Annotated in this window: 13 protein-coding genes and 1 pseudogene; 8 read left to right on the forward strand and 6 right to left on the reverse strand. The window is 37.6% G+C overall.

Going from position 1 to position 16,704, the window contains the following annotated elements:
• Window positions 1–332: 332 nt before the first annotated feature.
• The 4 genes from AB9L17_RS06770 (at window position 333) to AB9L17_RS06785 (ending at window position 7,317) form a co-directional block, all read left to right on the forward strand.
• Window positions 333–1,664, forward strand: a complete 1,332-nt coding sequence (locus AB9L17_RS06770) for an aspartate aminotransferase family protein (RefSeq protein ID WP_375200243.1) — start codon at window positions 333–335, stop codon at window positions 1,662–1,664.
• Between the two features lie 41 nt (window positions 1,665–1,705).
• A complete protein-coding gene (locus tag AB9L17_RS06775; RefSeq protein ID WP_375200244.1) occupies window positions 1,706–3,103 on the forward strand; it encodes an aldehyde dehydrogenase family protein in 1,398 nt (465 codons plus the stop codon).
• A 168-nt stretch (window positions 3,104–3,271) separates the two neighbouring features.
• Window positions 3,272–5,314, forward strand: a complete 2,043-nt coding sequence (locus tag AB9L17_RS06780) for a hydantoinase/oxoprolinase family protein (protein WP_375200245.1) — start codon at window positions 3,272–3,274, stop codon at window positions 5,312–5,314.
• Between the two features lie 23 nt (window positions 5,315–5,337).
• Complete coding sequence (locus tag AB9L17_RS06785) at window positions 5,338–7,317, forward strand: hydantoinase B/oxoprolinase family protein (protein ID WP_375200246.1); 1,980 nt, start codon at window positions 5,338–5,340, stop codon at window positions 7,315–7,317.
• A gap of 95 nt (window positions 7,318–7,412) precedes the next feature.
• On the opposite strand, the gene AB9L17_RS06790 is transcribed toward AB9L17_RS06785, so the two are convergent.
• From AB9L17_RS06790 to guaD, 4 genes are all read right to left on the reverse strand, one after another.
• A complete protein-coding gene (locus AB9L17_RS06790; protein WP_375200247.1) occupies window positions 7,413–7,772 on the reverse strand; it encodes a hypothetical protein in 360 nt (119 codons plus the stop codon).
• A 409-nt stretch (window positions 7,773–8,181) separates the two neighbouring features.
• Window positions 8,182–8,823 (reverse strand): response regulator transcription factor, encoded by a 642-nt coding sequence (locus AB9L17_RS06795; RefSeq protein WP_375200248.1) that lies wholly within the window; start codon window positions 8,821–8,823, stop codon window positions 8,182–8,184.
• Window positions 8,824–8,989: 166 nt separating this feature from the next.
• The gene (locus AB9L17_RS06800; RefSeq protein ID WP_375200249.1) at window positions 8,990–10,342 is read right to left on the reverse strand and encodes a uracil-xanthine permease family protein; all 1,353 of its coding nucleotides are present in this window, start codon (window positions 10,340–10,342) and stop codon (window positions 8,990–8,992) included.
• 40 nt (window positions 10,343–10,382) lie between these two features.
• The gene (gene guaD, locus AB9L17_RS06805) at window positions 10,383–11,750 is read right to left on the reverse strand and encodes a guanine deaminase (RefSeq protein ID WP_375200250.1); all 1,368 of its coding nucleotides are present in this window, start codon (window positions 11,748–11,750) and stop codon (window positions 10,383–10,385) included.
• Between the two features lie 420 nt (window positions 11,751–12,170).
• Here guaD and AB9L17_RS06810 point away from each other — a divergent pair, with 420 nt between their 5' ends.
• On the forward strand, window positions 12,171–12,395 hold the full coding sequence (locus AB9L17_RS06810; RefSeq protein ID WP_375200251.1) for a hypothetical protein: 225 nt from the start codon (window positions 12,171–12,173) through the stop codon (window positions 12,393–12,395).
• A 103-nt stretch (window positions 12,396–12,498) separates the two neighbouring features.
• Here AB9L17_RS06810 and AB9L17_RS06815 read toward each other — a convergent pair whose 3' ends face one another.
• Complete coding sequence (locus tag AB9L17_RS06815) at window positions 12,499–13,389, reverse strand: LysR family transcriptional regulator (protein WP_375200252.1); 891 nt, start codon at window positions 13,387–13,389, stop codon at window positions 12,499–12,501.
• Between the two features lie 117 nt (window positions 13,390–13,506).
• Between AB9L17_RS06815 and AB9L17_RS06820 the strand changes: the two genes are divergently transcribed.
• The 3 genes and pseudogenes from AB9L17_RS06820 to AB9L17_RS06830 all read left to right on the forward strand — a co-directional run bounded on the left by AB9L17_RS06820 (window position 13,507) and on the right by AB9L17_RS06830 (window position 15,861).
• Entirely contained in the window at window positions 13,507–14,709 is a 1,203-nt protein-coding gene (locus tag AB9L17_RS06820; RefSeq protein ID WP_375200253.1) for a YbfB/YjiJ family MFS transporter, read from the forward strand.
• 206 nt (window positions 14,710–14,915) lie between these two features.
• Window positions 14,916–15,326 (forward strand): annotated as a pseudogene (locus AB9L17_RS06825) (class I SAM-dependent methyltransferase); the annotation flags it as partial.
• A 13-nt stretch (window positions 15,327–15,339) separates the two neighbouring features.
• Window positions 15,340–15,861: a DUF6886 family protein gene (locus AB9L17_RS06830; protein WP_375200254.1), complete on the forward strand. Its 522-nt coding sequence runs from the start codon at window positions 15,340–15,342 to the stop codon at window positions 15,859–15,861.
• A gap of 49 nt (window positions 15,862–15,910) precedes the next feature.
• On the opposite strand, the gene AB9L17_RS06835 is transcribed toward AB9L17_RS06830, so the two are convergent.
• A complete protein-coding gene (locus tag AB9L17_RS06835) occupies window positions 15,911–16,537 on the reverse strand; it encodes an NUDIX hydrolase (RefSeq protein WP_223553031.1) in 627 nt (208 codons plus the stop codon).
• Window positions 16,538–16,704 lie beyond the last annotated feature (167 nt).

The raw sequence follows: 16,704 nt of genomic DNA on the forward strand, positions 1-16,704 counted from the left end.
GATGAAATGCATCATTAATATGTTAATTGTTTAGAAGAAAGGGACATTTTCAAACAAGAAAGCGTCTCTTTTTCATTTTGTTGCAGTTTTGTGAAGCGAGAATTATGTAAAACGAATGCCATAAATATTAGTTGATTGGAGTGGAGATTGGGCGACTCCTTGGGGATTAGCGATAAGCGTCAGCGACAAAGCGCCCAGCCGGAACGGAAATCAACCACAAGTTATAAAAATGTAGCAATATTTTTTTCGTTAAAAGAATTTTTTCATTAGATGGCATGAGAATTGCTATTAAAAAAGTGAATGAAATTATAAACGAAAAGAGGTTGGTATTTATGACAATTCAACTAAAAGAAGAATTAAAAACGTTAGATCAAAAGCATTTTCTACACCCAACAACGTCGATTGAGCAACAGCAAACACAAGGTCCAGCAGCCATTTTTACAGAAGGGAATGGCATTTATTTAAAAGATATAGAAGGGAATATCTACATTGATGGGATGTCTTCTTTATGGAATGTAAATGTTGGGCATGGTCGTAAAGAAATTGCCGAAGTTGCGAAAGAGCAAATGTCTACATTAGCATTTAGTTCCTGCTTCGCAACATTTAGCAATGAACCAGCTATCCGTTTAGCGACGAAAATCGCATCTTTAACTCCGGGAGACTTAAATACTGTATTTTTCACTTCAGGTGGCTCAGAGTCGAACGATACAGCGATTAAATTAGCACGTCATTACTGGTTACTGAAAGGGCAGCCAGAGCGTCAAAAAATTATTTCTCGTACACATTCATACCATGGTGTAGCTATGGGGGCTACAAGTGCGACAGGCTTACAAGCATTCCGTGACTTTACCAATTCACACGCCCCTGATTTCCACTATGTATTCAGCGATTCCGTACGAAATTTACGTGAAACGATTGAAACATTAGGCCCTGAGACTGTTGCGGCATTTATTTCTGAGCCTGTGCAAGGTGCAGGTGGGGTTAATATTCCACAAAAAGATTATTTTAAAGAAGTGCGAAAAATTTGTGATGAGTACGGTATTTTATTCATAGCGGATGAAGTTATTACGGGGTTTGGTCGTACAGGGAAATTCTTCGGTATGGAGCATTACGGGGTAGTGCCGGATATGATGACTTTCGCTAAAGGAGTATCAAGTGGTTATGTTCAACTTGGTGGTGTGGCGATATCCGAAAAGCTTCATCAAGATTATTGCGAACTTTCTAAAGGAACATTAATGCACGGATATACTTACAGCGGTCATGCACTTGCTTGCCAAGTTGGGTTGAAAAATATAGACATCATTGAGAATGAAAATCTTGTTGAAAATGCGGCAAACATGGGGGTGGCCATGTTAAAAGGATTCCAAGCGCTGCAAGAAAAATATAGCTTTATCGGCAGAGTGCGTACCCTTGGCTTACTTGGAGCCATTGAATTAGTGAAGAGCCGTGGGACGGGTGAATTGTTTGAAACGGCTCTTAGCCCGATTTTTGTACAAGAAACGATGAAACGAGGATTGATTCTACGTACAGTTACGTATGATCAAGATACAGTTGTTTTTTCTCCCCCTCTCATTCTATCAAAAGTAGAGCTAGATGAAATGTTACGTATTTTAGACGAGACATTTGAGCATATACGTAAAACAATTGTTGAAAAAGAAGTTTGAGTACTAATGTATTGACGATCATTATTTGAAGGAGGAGTTCTATGACAACCATCGTTAGAGAAATACGAGAACAATTTAATCCAGCGAAGCCGTCTCAATGTATAGGCCAAGTTGAGCTTTTAACTATAGATGAAACGAAAGACGTTATCGTTGCAGCTCAGGAAGCGTTTGAAGGTTGGAAAAATACATCTTCTGTAGCACGTGGAGAGATTTTACGTGTGACAGCTGATTTACTTGAGAAAAATATAGATAAAGTAGCTGAAATAGCTTCGAGTGAAATGGGAAAAACGAAAAATGAAATGCTTGGTGAAGTTAAACGTGGCGCTTCCATTTTGCGGTATTTTGCCCAAGAAGGGATGCGCGCTACAGGTGAAGTGCTACCTTCTGCCAATGAAGCGAAATTATTGTACACAATGCGGGTACCACTTGGTGTTGTCGCAGCTATAACACCTTGGAATTTCCCTGTTGCTATTGCGTTATGGAAAATAGCGCCAGCATTAGTGTACGGCAATACAGTTGTTTGGAAGCCTTCTATTGAAACAGCCTTAACTGGAGCATTAATAGGAGAATTATTTCTCCAAGCAGGTTTACCAGAAAATGTATTAAGTGTTGTGCAAGGCCGTGGTTCAAAAGTGGGGCAGGTATTATTGGAGGCACCTGAAGTAAAGGCGATTACATTTACCGGTTCAAATAGTGTTGGGCAAAGTATTCTAGATACTGTTGGATCGACTAATAAAAAAATTCAGCTCGAGCTTGGAGGCAAAAATGCAGCAATCATTTTAGCTGATGCCAATATCAATCAAGCTGCAAAATTAACGATTGAAGGTGCGATGAAGCAGACTGGACAGCGTTGTACAGCAACTAGTCGAGTGTACATCGAGGAAGCGGTTTATGAACAGGTGTTGGAGCAGTTAATTGAAGAAGCTAAAAAAATCGAAGTTGGTGTCACAATGGGACCTGTGTCATCCAAGGGGCAGTATGAATCTATATTAACGGCCATCGAAAAAGCTAAATCAGATGGAGCAGAGCTTGTATTTGGTGGAGGTCCTACAAAAGGTATGGTGGAAGGATACTATATAGATCCGACCATTTTTACGAATGTAACACATGAGATGTCAATTGCTCATGAAGAGATTTTTGGACCAGTATTAGCTGTCATAAAGGTAAAAGATTATGAAGAAGCGATTCGATTATCGAATGATTCCGATTTTGGATTGAGCGCTTCTATTTATACAAATAACATTCCAAAAGCCTTTGATTTTATTAACCGCAGTGAAGTTGGACTTGTACAGGTTAACGATGAAACGGGTGGTGCTGAGCCACAAGCGCCGTTTGGAGGAATGAAAAATTCAAGTACCGGTGCCCGTGAACAAGGGCAAGCAGCAAAAGAGTTCTTCACAATATTCAAAACGATTACCATTGGCACAAAAAGCGAGTAGAAAAACTTAATATCTAAGCAAGTGATTGAACAAATCACAATATATACCTTGTATGCCTCGGTGTAATGATTACAGATTTCTCGAAACTTACGCAATAATTTTAAAAAATCTGTGACATTCGCTTGAGGCATTTATTTCATACAAAAATACGTTTAGGAAATCTATTAAATGAAAGAAGGTAGAGCTATGACACAAAGTCGTTTAGCAATTGATGTTGGTGGAACGTTTACAGATGTATTTGTTTTTAATGAAGAAACAGGAGAAGTATTTGTAACAAAGACCTCATCCACACCTTCAAACCCAGAGCAGGGAATTTTAAATGGAGTAGAAAAAGCGGGATTGAATGGAAAAGATATTAAAATTTTTTCTCATGGTACAACGGTTGGAACGAATGCGTTAATTGAGCGAAAGCTACCGAAAACAGCTCTTATTACGACAAAGGGCTTTAGAGATGTCATCGAAATTCGCCGGGGGACAAAAGAAGATATATGGGACACTTATAAGGATACTGCGAGGCCCTATATTCAACGACGTGATCGATTTGAAGTGACAGAACGCATAGATTATGAAGGAAATATTCTTCAAGCTATTGATGAAGAAGAAGTTCGTTTATTAGCAAAAAAATTAAAACGTCGAGGAACAGAATCTATTGCAGTGTGTTTCCTCAATGCCTATGTGAACGGGGAAAATGAGGCAAGCGTTAAAAAAATTCTAAAAGAGGAACTACCTGATGTTTATGTTTGTATTTCAAGCGAGGTGCTTCCAGAAATTTTCGAGCATGAACGTATGAGTACAACGATTATCAATGCTGTTCTTGGACCAATTATGAGTAACTACATTAGTAAGTTAAGCTATGAAATGCAGAACAAAGGTTATGAAGAAGAAATTTTAGTTTTACATTCCGGTGGTGGGGTGATGACTTCGAGTACAGTTCCACGCTATGCTGCTAGATTAGCAAGTTCCGGGATAGCTGCTGGAGCAATTGCAAGTAAGCATATCGCAAAGTTGTGCGGGTTTGACAATGCAATCGGCTTAGATATGGGTGGTACAAGTACTGATATTTCGCTGATGTATAAGGGTGATATACGGATCACAAAGGACTGGTCGATAGAATATGGCTATCCAATTGGTTTCCCGAGCATTGAAATCTTAACAATAGGAGCCGGTGGCGGTAGTCTTGCATGGAAAGATGAAGGCGGTTCTTTACGCAATGGACCACAAAGCGCAGGGGCTGTACCAGGTCCAGCTTGCTATGGACGAGGAGGCACTGAACCAACTAACTCAGATGCAAATTTAGTGTTAGGACGTCTGGGTGTGGATTTGTTGGATGGTACGATGCAGTTAAACAAAGATGCTGCAAATGATGCTGTGAAAAAAATCGCAGATGCATTCGATCAATCAGTCGAGGAAGCGGCAAGTGCCATTATAGAAGTTGCAAATGCCAATATGAGTGATGCAGTTCGATTAATATCCGTACGGAGAGGCTATGATCCACGAGATTTCGCACTCGTAGCTTTTGGTGGTGCAGGGCCGTTACATGGTGCCTATTTGGCGAAAGATTTGAACATTCCAAAAGTCATTATTCCTACTCATCCAGGTGTGGCAGCAGCAATGGGATGCCTACTTGTAGATGTACGCCACGATATTTCTAAAACGTATGTGAAAAAACTTGATGAAGTAAATATAGAGGAACTGACAAATCAATTTAGTGAATTGCGGGAAGAGGCAAGAGCGTTATTAGTAGAGGAAGGAATAGCAGAAAATTCATCGTCATTAACGAATTTTATAGATCTTCGTTATAAAGGACAATGGCGATCTCTGGCCGTTCTCGTATCCGATCAAATAACTTCCTTAGATGCTATTTTGGAAGCATTCCATCAAGAACATGAAAGAGAATTTGCATTTTCCGATAAGGGCCAAGCTGTAGAGATTTTTGGTCTACGTGTCACAGCTATAGGAACAGTTCCTAAGCCTAATTTCCCGCAGTATGCTCCTGAAGGTTCGCTTGAAGATGCTTTCAAAGAAACACGTCCTGTTTATTTTGAGGGTAAATATATTGAAACCAACGTATATAATCGCGATAAAATACCTGTTAACACACAATTTGCTGGTCCAGCTATTATCGACCAGCTTGATACGACGACTGTTATTCCACCAGGATTTACTGCAGAAGTAGATGCCTATAAAAATATCATTATTACGGTGAACTAATACGCGATAAGGAGGAATTGGCTATGAGTACAACGAAATTGGAGACGAATCAAAAGGTCCAAAATCTAGACCCTGTAACATTTGAAGTATTAAAAAACGGCTTTGTGAACTTAGTCGATCAAATGGCTGAACAAATGCTGCGTACGTGTTACTCGTTTGTTATTTATAATCGAGACTTCAGCTGTGCATTATGCGATGCACAGGGCAATACGGTGATGCAAGGAACACAAGATATTTCCGTACACGTAGGGACATTGCATTTAACTGCAAAGGCTGTATTAGAAGATTTCGCTGATGATATTCATCCAGGAGACGTATTTTTAGTAAATGATCCTTATCGTGGAGGAACGCATTTCAGTGATGTACGTGTAATTTTACCAGTGTTCCATGATGACAAACTGATTGCACTGATGCAAACAAATGGGCACTGGGCGGATGTCGGCGGTTCTAACCCAGGTTCTTTTGATATCACAGCAAAGGAACATTACGGGGAAGGTCTACGTATCCCACCTGTTCGTATTTATAGTAAAGGTCAATATTTAACAGATGTAGTGAAAATTATTGTCATGAACATGCGTATTCCGGAAGAACGTATAGGAGATTTACGTTCTCAAGTAGAAGCGGCGAAAGTGGGAGAGAAGCAACTCAAGGAAATGATTGAGAAGTACGGTATTCACGTGGTGCTAACAGCTTTTGAAGAAGTTCAAAATTACGTTGAACGATTAATGAGAGCGAAGATTAAAGCTTTACCTAAAGGACAATGGGAAACAGTGGACTATATCGATATGGACCCACAATTAGGAGATGGCTTAATCCCAATTCGTGTAAAAATGACCATTACAGACGATGAGATAGCTTATGATTTAAGTGATTCTCATCCTTATATCAGTTGTTTTTTAAATGCGGGCTTTGGCTCAGCACTTTCTGGTACCTATGCAGGAACCAAAACATTTTTCCCAGATATTCCGCTGAACTCGGGGTTTTATCGTGTTGTGAAAATATTTCTTCCTGAAAACTCTGTCGTCAACGCACCTAGCCCAGTAGCTGTCTCTGGCTATTGTTCAGGCGCTTTTGAAAAAATTATGAATGCCTGCTTCGAATTATGGTCAAATATTATGCCAGAACGCGCTATCGCATGTTCATTTAATTTAGAGTATTTACTAATAGGCGGTTATGATCAACGACGAGATAGTAGTGAATATTTTATGTGGTATGACTGGATGGCTGGTGGTCATGGTGGGCGTATTGACCGCGATGGTGCGAATACAACGTCACCAGTATTCGGAGTAGGATTGAGTGTTCAGCCATGTGAGGGGCAAGAGCGTTTGTCACCAGTTGTTACGACGAAGCATGAAATTATTATAGATTCTGCAGGTCCTGGGAAATATCGTGGTGGTTGTGGTGTAGAAAAGGGCGGTATTTTAACAGAAGTTAACCAAACAGTGATGTCCTATTGCTGTGATCGTTCTCGCTCCATTACATGGGGGATTATGGGTGGCTTACCTTCTATCGCACAAGGAGCTATTTTAAATCCAAACAAAGAGGGTGAGAGATTTTTAGGCACGATTTTCTCCAATATTGAATTAAAGAAAGGCGATACCTTTACACGTCCTTCAGCTGGAGGAGGCGGTTTAGGCGACCCAATTGCACGAGATGTCAAAGCTGTTTTAGAGGACGTTATTGATGAATATGTTTCGATTGAACGTGCGAAGCTAGATTATGGTGTAATCATCCATGAAATTGACCGCGATTTGGATGCTTTCGAAATTGATATGGCTGCTACATTAAAAGAACGTGATTATATTCGCAAAAATCGTCATAGATGGCTGGGGATAGATCCGATAGAAGTTGAACAAATGTACAACAAAGGTGAAATTAATCAAATGGATGTTGTTCGAAGATACGGTGTCATTATGGATTATCAAACAAATAAGGCATTGCCAATCTCAACCAGGCAATACCGAGAAGCGATGAAGAAACGTTCTTTGGCATATTGGGGATAGATATAACGTTCTACTGTATTAAGTATCAACTAACTTTATTCAGAAATAAGAGAGTAGTTCACACTACTCTCTCTGCAAAATAAGGATCTATCTTCTTAAATTTTTTTGGTTATTAAAGTCCCTATTCCTAACAACAAATATATACAGCATAAGTATATTAGAAGTAGATTAGTTTCAATAGACTTTATTCCCATAGCATATATACAAATTAAAAATATACCACTCAAGATTAAGATCATGTAAAGAGCTACAATTAAATATTTTTGAATTAAGACTATATTACGCTCATCATATTCAGGGACATTATCTTCCCTTTTATGTTTGACCCTAGATAAAACCATAAATATGATGAATGCAAAAAATGCACCTAGAACTATCGGTAACACTACTTCATATCTAAAATGCCCTGTTTCTTTACCAATTACATAGCTCCCTAAAAACCCACCAATCAACATAGCCCCTATCACTACAAACCAAGTTGTGAATTGTAACTTATGATCTTTGATTTAGCCCCACCTCCGTTTTTCAAATAAAATTATATGTGCTGCTTATAAGACGGGATTTCTATTAACCTTCTATACTATATTTAACATTACTAGTGTTGTGTAAAAAAACGTAATTTTCTGTCTTTTTAAGGAAGATTTCTAATCTCTATTTAACTCGTTGTCACTAGTGAAATTAGATATTAATGCAAACATAAATTTAAAATATTTACCAATATCTTATGTTTTATTCTATCATGCTATCATATCTTCATGACCACAAATAAACCACAATACGATCACAATATTGTTATCGGTTAGCCCTGTGTTTTTTGCGGCTTTATGAATAGAAAAGACACCTAATCATTAGATAGTTTACCTTTTATAGCAATCCTATTTTTATAATTTTTTCAACAGCTTCTTTTCTTGAATGTACTTGTAGTTTTTTGCAAATCTTTGTTAAACGATATTCTACTGTGCGTAAACTGACAAATAAATTTTCTGCTATTTCTTTATTGGTTTTTCCAACTGCTACTAATTGAAGCACAGCTAGTTCATTTTTTTTGAGGTCATATTGAATTAACGGATTCATTATTTCCATTTTATTCTTTTGGCTTTCTACTATTTTTAATTGTTGTAATAACTGCACGGGGATCATGGCATTCCCATCTAGAGCGGAGCGTATTGCCGCAATAAGATTTTCCGTAGAAACTGTTTTACTAACAAAGCTAGAAACACCTGATTCTACTAATACATTGAAAAAAGGTTCAATGTTATAGCCCGTGTAGATAATTTTGATTACTTCAGGATTTAATTGTTGCACTTTTTTTAGTAATTCTAAATCATTTAAAAAATGCATATTTACGTCAAATAAAAATATATCGAATGTTTGCTGTAAGAGGATATTCAACGTTTCTTCACCAGAGTTTACAACAGTAACATGGAGATCGCCTTCTTGTTCTAATAATAATTTTATACCTTCACCAATGGCCTCGTGATCATCTAGTACCAAAATGTTTATCAACTTTCTACCTCCTTGATTATAATGGACTATTATCTTAAAACATCAATCATAATAAATTATACCTAATTTTAAGTTTCTAAGGGGATGTTGGTTTGCAAAACATCATAAATAAGAAAATGCACAACTCTTCTTATAAAAATAGGAGAGTTGTGCATCGAGTTTAAAGCTATTTCACACTAGGTAATATTTTATTTAAAACGATGGCTACAATAGCAGCCGTTGCGATTGGAGAGCCGAATAAATATTGAACTGTTGTTGGTAATGAATATAAGAAATCTTTAGGAAGTAATGTTAGGGCTAATGTTAAAATCACTGGTATTGCGATTACATACATTTCCTTTTCACCAATATGTTCATTTTTCATTACTTGTAAACCACTGATCGCAATAATGCCACAAACAATAACGAATACACCACCGATAACTGCTGAAGGAATTGCAGAAATAAGAGCAGCTAATTTACCAGAGAAGCCGAATAACACAAACCAAAAACCTGCAGCAATAAAAACACGGCGACTTGCGATACCTGTGATCGATATCACACCAGCATTTGTTGAATAGCCAGTGACAGGAGTTGAGCCAAGTAAGGAAGCAACGAAACAGCCAATTCCTTCTCCGATAACGCCTCGATTAATTTGTTTATCTGCTAATGGTTTGTCGATGACATTACTCACTGCAAACCATGTACCTGTTGTTTCTGCCATTAAGACGATATAAATAATAACCATTGTAATGATGGCTGAAAAATTGAACGTAAAGCCGAAATCTACAAATGGAATTTGAGGCATACTAAACCATTTTGCTTGTGATACCGCTGATAAATCTAAGACACCCATCATATTCGCGGCAATACTACCTGCGATTAAAGCAATGATTACTGAAGTGATACGAAATACGCGACCTTTTTTATGAAAGACTGCACCTAGCATAACGCAAACGATAAGAACGGTAGCTGAAATGAGAGCCAAATAGATGTTTTGGTTAATAGATGCACCCGCTGCGTTAAAAATGTTATTACTTAAACCTACAGGCATTAATGAAAGACCGACAACAAAGATAATTGTCCCTCCGACAAGTGGAGGAATGAAAGTATTGACGATTTTATTGAATATACCTGTATAACCTAAAATAATGACTAAAATAGCGCCGATTAAGCTTGCTCCTAGCACAGTGCTCCAGCCAAGATCTCCACCACCACTTGTAGCATAAATACCTACAATGGCGCCAAGAGGAACATATGAAGGACCTTGTGCTATCGGTAGCTTCATACAAAAATGAGTTTGGATAATCGTTGCGATCCCTGCGGCAATAAATGTCGATTGAATCAATGCGCTTGATTGACCTGATTGTAAACCGATTAACATGGCAATTAAGAAAGGCACTACATAGACGTCCATTGCCATAACGTGCTGTAAACCAAGTAAAGCTGATTGACCGAATGACACCTTTTCATCTGGTAAAACTGTTAATTGCTGAGTTTTCATTTTATCGTTAGCTAATTTGTTATGTTGCGTTTCCACTAAGATGTACACCTCAAAATTGTAAATTTAGAATTTTTATTTATGCTCTAGCGTGAACCTTATTACCTTGTACCCAAACTTCACGGATATTTTCTGGGCGCACAAGATACATAATTTTTTGGAAGATATCCTGTAAATCTTCCTTGCTATCAAATATAGGAAGTTTTGCAGATGGTATGTTAGTATCGATAATTTGTACATCCCATGTGTAGTTTTCCTGTAAACGGCCAATAGGTAGGCTTAAGCTTTCTCCGCCACCTGCTGTTGCTAAATAAAATGCCTCATTAATCGTAATACGTGAATGTGGAACACCTCGTTTTTCAGTAGGAAGAGATGGATCAACACCGTCTTCTAGCATTCTAGATGACATAACAGCTTGTCTAGCATTATCGAATAGGCTAGGGGAGAAACCACCTGAAATATCTGACCCTAATCCGATATCTACGCCTTTTGCATGGAAGCGGGCAATTGGAATGACACTATTTGCAAAATAAGCATTGGATATTGGACAATGACCGATTGCTGTGCCTGTTTCAGCAAATAACTGTGCATCGTCATCATTTAAAAAATTACAATGTGCCATCACAGATTTATCGCCCAGTAGGCCAAAATCATGTAAAGCAAAGGCATCATTTTTCTTAAATCGTTCCTTTACGTAGCCGTGCGCCCAATCACTTTCACTACAATGAGATTGGATATGTGTATCATATTTAGCAGCTAACTCTCCCAAACCTTTTAAAGCATCGTCTGTACAGCTTGGGATAAAGCGTGGTGTTACAACTGGATAAACACCCTGTTTCGTTGATTTTGCTAATTCTTTTACAGCTACAATAAATTCTTCTGTATCGTTTAATGCAGTTTGCGTAGTTGCATCGCGATAATAGTCTGGATTTTGTTCAGGATCATCCATCACAACTTTCCCAACTAGACCTCGTTGTCCTTTTTCAGCACAAATTTTCGCTAATAGCAGGCTCGATTCTTTATGGACTGTTGCAAAATAGAGTGATGTAGTCGTTCCATTTGCAAGAAGAGTGCTTACTAAATCTCCATAGACCTCTTGTGCAAACTCTAAATCAGAGAATTTGGATTCGATAGGGAATGTGTATGTATTTAGCCAGTCATAAAGTGGAATATCTAATGCAGTTCCAGCTTGTGCCCATTGTGGTGCATGTACATGCAAATCGACAAAGCCTGGTAAGAAATATTGACCGGCAGCTAATTGATGGAAATTTTCTTGATGTTGATATGTAGTTAGTAGATTTTGATAATCTGCTTGTTCAGGAGCTACAGTTTTTTCAATCATCCCGTCAGCATTAATGAAGAATAGATGATCCTTTAAAATTTGTACTTCAGTAGGAGACTTACTTGAAAAAGCCGTTCCCTTGAAAATTAACGTATAATTAGTCATAAAAACCACCTTAATGTTCGTGTATTTATGTATGCATGGATTATTATAGGTTATTTAAACTTTCAAGTCTATAAAAAGACGAATATTAACAAGGGTGGTTTTAGGTTTTTTAAAAAGTTTTGTCTATTCCTACCTCTTTTTGGAATTATCGAGATGCTTCTACACCAAAAGTTTGGGATTATTTTTGTTAAAACGTATGCATTGTATATTAGTTGATTGGAGTGGAGGCTGGGCGCTTCCTTGGGGATAGCGATAGAGGAACGAAGGCTAAAACCATCACGTCCTGTGATAACGCCTTCATGACCAACATCGTGTAGGCCCAAGCGGCTCATCGGACGCCCTCGGGAGCTCTGCTCTGCGCGAAAGCGAAGCGTCAGCAACAAATGTTATATCTGCGCGAAAGCGAAGCGTCAGCAACAAATGTTATATCTGTGCGAAAGCAAAGGTCAGCAACAAATGTTATATCTGCGCGAAAGCGAAGCGTCAGCAACAAATGTTTTAACTGTGCGAAAGCGAAGCGTCAGCAACAAATGTTTTATCTGTGCGAAAGCGAAGCGTCAGCAACAAATGTTTTATCTGTGCGAAAGCGAAGCGTCAGCAACAAAGCGCCCAGTCGGAACGGAAATCAACCCCACGTTTTGGTAATGAGCAATTGAGTTATAGTTAGTTACAAATTTTTGCAAAAAAGACTACACATCAATTTGTTGTTGTACAAATTTGTGTAGTTCAAATTTTAAAAAAGAGGTTGCTATGAAATTGAGTCATTCACGATACTAATAAAAGTATTAAAGGTCGAGGAGGTACTTTGTTCATTTTTCCGTGTACATAGATAAATAGGACGCTGAATGTCGATGTCTTTTATATAAACTCGGGCTACTTGCTGCCGTTGAAGAAAGCTTGAAGCTGCTATAGATGGGGCTAGCATCGTACCATATCCAGCAGCAATGGCGTGAATTGATTCATTGATACCATCCAGTTGCAGCCCTACTCTGGGTGGTGGGATTTTATGCACCTTACATAAAGCGTTTAAATATTCTTTTGTGGAGCTACCATCTTCTCGTGAAACAAATGGCTCTTGCATTAATTCCGCTAAAGTCACTGTTTGTTCTGCCAACGGATGTCCGTATGGGACGATAAACCAATAATCGAGATTCATAAGAAATTGGTAATTAATATCTGGATGATGACCGTCCTCTTTTACGATAAAAGCAATATCAGCCTTATAGTGAAGTAATTCTTCAATAACTTGTTGGGAATTAGCCGATTTTATGTGGATATTTGTTGTCGGATAGGCATGCTTATATTTTGCGAGCCATTTCGGTAATAAAAAATGGGATGGAACATGGGTAGAAGCAATTTGTAATTCTTCATTACCGGTGTTTTTTAATTGCTCTAATTTGTGTTCAATATCCAATTCTAAATCAAATAATCGCTGAGCCTGTTTAAATAAAAATTCGCCATTTTGTGTTAAGGTAATTCCTCTACCTTTCGATTCTAAAAGAGTTAAGTCTAGTTCTTTTTCTAAATTTTTAATTTGAATGGTAACGGCAGGCTGACTAATCATTAGAGCTTGTGCTGCCTTTGAAACACTTTTGAGTTCAGCTACTTTTGTGAATAATCTAAGAGCATGTAAATTCATTAAGTATCCACCTTTTATAAAAAATTTTTATCCTTTTATATAAATTATATATTAGATTTATTAATTTTCCCTCTGTATCCTTTTAATTACAAAAAGTTTTTAGGGGGTGGGGACGAGATGAATCGACAGCATGTTGGAATTTTATTTGGAGGGGTGCTATTACTTGTAGTGGCAATGGGAATTAGCCGATTTGCATTCACACCAATTTTGCCATTTATGCGTAATGATGTCGGGTTTTCGTTTGAAGTTGCAGGGTTTTTGGCATCAAGTAATTATATTGGCTATTTTATTGGCGCGTTGTGGGCAGGATTTATCAATCGCCAAAAAAAGAACTTTTTATTGTTAAGTGTTATTTTGAATGTCCTTTCTATTGTTCTTATGGGAATCATTGAAATATATAGTGTTTGGCTTGTACTTCGTCTGTTTGCAGGCATCACAGGGGGACTTATTTTTGTCTTAACATCGAGCATTATTATGGATTATTTAGCAAAGCATTCCCTTACACGATGGTCAGGCTATTTATTTGGTGGTATTGGATTAGGAATTGCTATTTCAGGTTTATTCGTACCTGCTTTTGAAGCGCGTTTTGCTTGGCAAGGGACGTGGATCGGCTTAGGGGTTTTATCTGCTCTGTTTTTAGTAATGACATTTATACTTTGGAGAGATTTGGATGTACAGGATAGTGTGAGGACCGCAAAATCCTCCGATGCAAAAATGACAACGGGCTTTATGCCATGGCTGATTGTCGCATATGGCTTAGAGGGGTTAGGCTATATTATCACAGGTACTTTTTTAGTGGATATCATTCATAATATTCCTTCACTGCAAGAGTACTCTTCGTATAGCTGGGTCATTGTTGGGGTAGCGGCCATACCGTCAGCACCTGTTTGGACTATATTATTAGAGAAATTCTCAGCAATTAAAATTTTGTTTGTGGCATACATATTGCAAGTTTTAGGTATCTTGTTACCAGTATTTTCACAAACAGCATGGAGCGTATTATTATCGTCGTTTTTATTCGGCTTAACATTTGTAGGAATTGTGACGTTAACGACATCTTATGCACGTCAGCTATTCCCAACGCAAAGCGGTCCAGTAGTATCATTGTTAACAACGTTTTATGCATTTGGACAAATTATTGGTCCAATCATCGCTGGTCAGCTTGTGGCCGTTTATAATAGCTATAAGGCAGCGCTTATCTTTGCAGGAGTCATTGTATTTTTTGCATTGATTGTGATGGTATGTGGAAGATGGATCACTGTTAAACGACAGGCGACTTTAGATCATGCATTGCCTATCAAAACTCAATCTAGTCCTTAAATTAGAAAAGCAGAAATCCAATCAGGATTTCTGGCTTGAATATTTATCTAAAGATGGCGTGCCTCTATCTACATGATAGAAAAAATATTGATGTGCACAAAAGACGTAACGTTACGATTCTATAAAGAAATGAGGAAATAGAATGAAAAGAACAGTAACAACGGAAGAGGCGATTAGACGCTGGAATCAACATGCAGAAAGGTTGTATTGTTTCCAATATGGTTCTGCAAGATTTAGAGAATTATCAGGCAGCTTTGAATGAGATGTATCGCCTGTTAAAGCCAAATAGCACATTCATCTTTTCGATTCTTCATCCTTGCTTTATTACGCCTAATAGCGGATGGATCAGAAATGAAAAACTTGACCAACAGTATTGGAAAGTTCAGCGATATTTTTATGAAGGTGTATATGATCAAAAGCTTCCGCTAGATTCTGATGAAAAAATTGTCTTTTATCACCGAACATTAACGAACTATATGAAAGCAATTATTCAAGCAGGATTTACGATAGAAGACGTTATCGAACCGATGCCTTCAAAAGAGATGCTTACCAAGTATCCACAATTCGAGGAAGATTTACATTGTGCAGATTTTATCGTATTTAAATTAAGAAAATAAAGGAGGGAAACATGTGCGAATATTTCATGTCAGTGAGGAAAATGATATGACAGTGTTTCATCCCCGATTACCGGATCGACCAGATTTAGATCCGAAAAAAGGGCTAGTATGGGCAATCAACGATACATGTTTGCCTAACTTTTTAACACCTAGAAATTGCCCGCGTGTTTGTTATCATATTGGTGCTACTACTACGGAACAGGATAAACGAGTTTTTATAGCATCGACACAATGTTCACACGTTATTGTTATTGAAAGCAAGTGGTTTGAGACGATGAAAAATACGAAACTCTACTTATATGAGTTTGATATCCAAGGGTTTACACTACAGGATCAAAATGCTGGTTATTATACAAGTGAAACAACGCAATATCCTATTGCTAAATTTGAAGTGGAAAATTTATTTGAGGAATTGTTTAAACGTAATGTTGAAGTACGAATAGTTGATAATTTGTGGGATATTCATGATGAAATTCAAAAAACATCATTTAACTGGTCGATGTGTAGAATGCGATTTGCACAGCCAAGAAAATAACAGCCAAGCCTCGTAAACGTTACAGTCGCGTTTACGAGACTTGTTGTATTTAGACAATAATTGTTTGTGCTAATGGAGTAGTAGTCACGTCAATCAATTTACTTTCTTTATATGTAAATATGTATTCATAGTTGTTTGTTTCTTCTAGCATTTTTGGTAAGTAATATTTTAAATCTGCTATTCCGACGTTTTTAGGATGGAAAATCCATGATAGATCTTTCCAATCGAGAATGCCTTCTGCGACTTTAATTGGTGTCACATATGGATAGGACTCTGGCAATTCAGTAATAAAAGCATACATACAGCCAAAGTTGGTTGTACCATCAGTCCACGTTATTTTTCCTTTGTATGTAATATCCTGAAGTGCAATGCCTGTTTCTTCTTTAATTTCTCGTAATGCACCGGCCAGTGGGGTTTCATTTTTCTCAATCTTTCCTCCTACACCATTCCAAGCTCCCATCCACTCTGGATAATCTCTATTAAGTAATAATATTTTGTCACCCTTTTTAAGAAAACAGATTGTAAATTCAACCAATTCTTTTTCCTCCTTTTGAAATGGCAAAGCGAAAATTTCAAGCATCTGAATTTGGCAGATTCCAGTCAGTACGCTTCCACCATTGATCTGCTTTTTAATTAAATCATATTTGCATTTTTGATAACTTTTCTTTTTTGTCATGCATAGTATTACTAGTTCAAAAAATCTAGATAAAGAAATAGTAGCATAAATCAGTGAAATGAATGTGCTACTTAAATAATTAAAGTCAGTTAAAAGAATCAATATCGCTCATTAAAAAAGAATTGAGGGGCAAGGAAGCAATTTAAGTCATTGTAAGAGCTGTTGAC

The sequence above is a fragment of the Lysinibacillus sp. RS11 genome (genome assembly GCF_042019215.1).
GTDB classification, from domain to species: Bacteria; Bacillota; Bacilli; order Bacillales_A; family Planococcaceae; genus Lysinibacillus; species Lysinibacillus xylanilyticus_A.

Coding starts and splice junctions, on each gene's coding strand:
- AB9L17_RS06770 (WP_375200243.1), top strand. CDS start 333: ATGACAATTCAACTAAAAGAAGAATTAAAAACGTTAGATCAAAAGCAT.
- AB9L17_RS06785 (WP_375200246.1), top strand. CDS start 5,338: ATGAGTACAACGAAATTGGAGACGAATCAAAAGGTCCAAAATCTAGAC.
- AB9L17_RS06820 (WP_375200253.1), top strand. CDS start 13,507: ATGAATCGACAGCATGTTGGAATTTTATTTGGAGGGGTGCTATTACTT.
- guaD (WP_375200250.1), bottom strand. CDS start 11,750: ATGACTAATTATACGTTAATTTTCAAGGGAACGGCTTTTTCAAGTAAG.
- AB9L17_RS06775 (WP_375200244.1), top strand. CDS start 1,706: ATGACAACCATCGTTAGAGAAATACGAGAACAATTTAATCCAGCGAAG.
- AB9L17_RS06790 (WP_375200247.1), bottom strand. CDS start 7,772: ATGTTGATTGGTGGGTTTTTAGGGAGCTATGTAATTGGTAAAGAAACA.
- AB9L17_RS06835 (WP_223553031.1), bottom strand. CDS start 16,537: ATGACAAAAAAGAAAAGTTATCAAAAATGCAAATATGATTTAATTAAA.
- AB9L17_RS06815 (WP_375200252.1), bottom strand. CDS start 13,389: ATGAATTTACATGCTCTTAGATTATTCACAAAAGTAGCTGAACTCAAA.
- AB9L17_RS06780 (WP_375200245.1), top strand. CDS start 3,272: ATGAAAGAAGGTAGAGCTATGACACAAAGTCGTTTAGCAATTGATGTT.
- AB9L17_RS06810 (WP_375200251.1), top strand. CDS start 12,171: ATGTTATATCTGTGCGAAAGCAAAGGTCAGCAACAAATGTTATATCTG.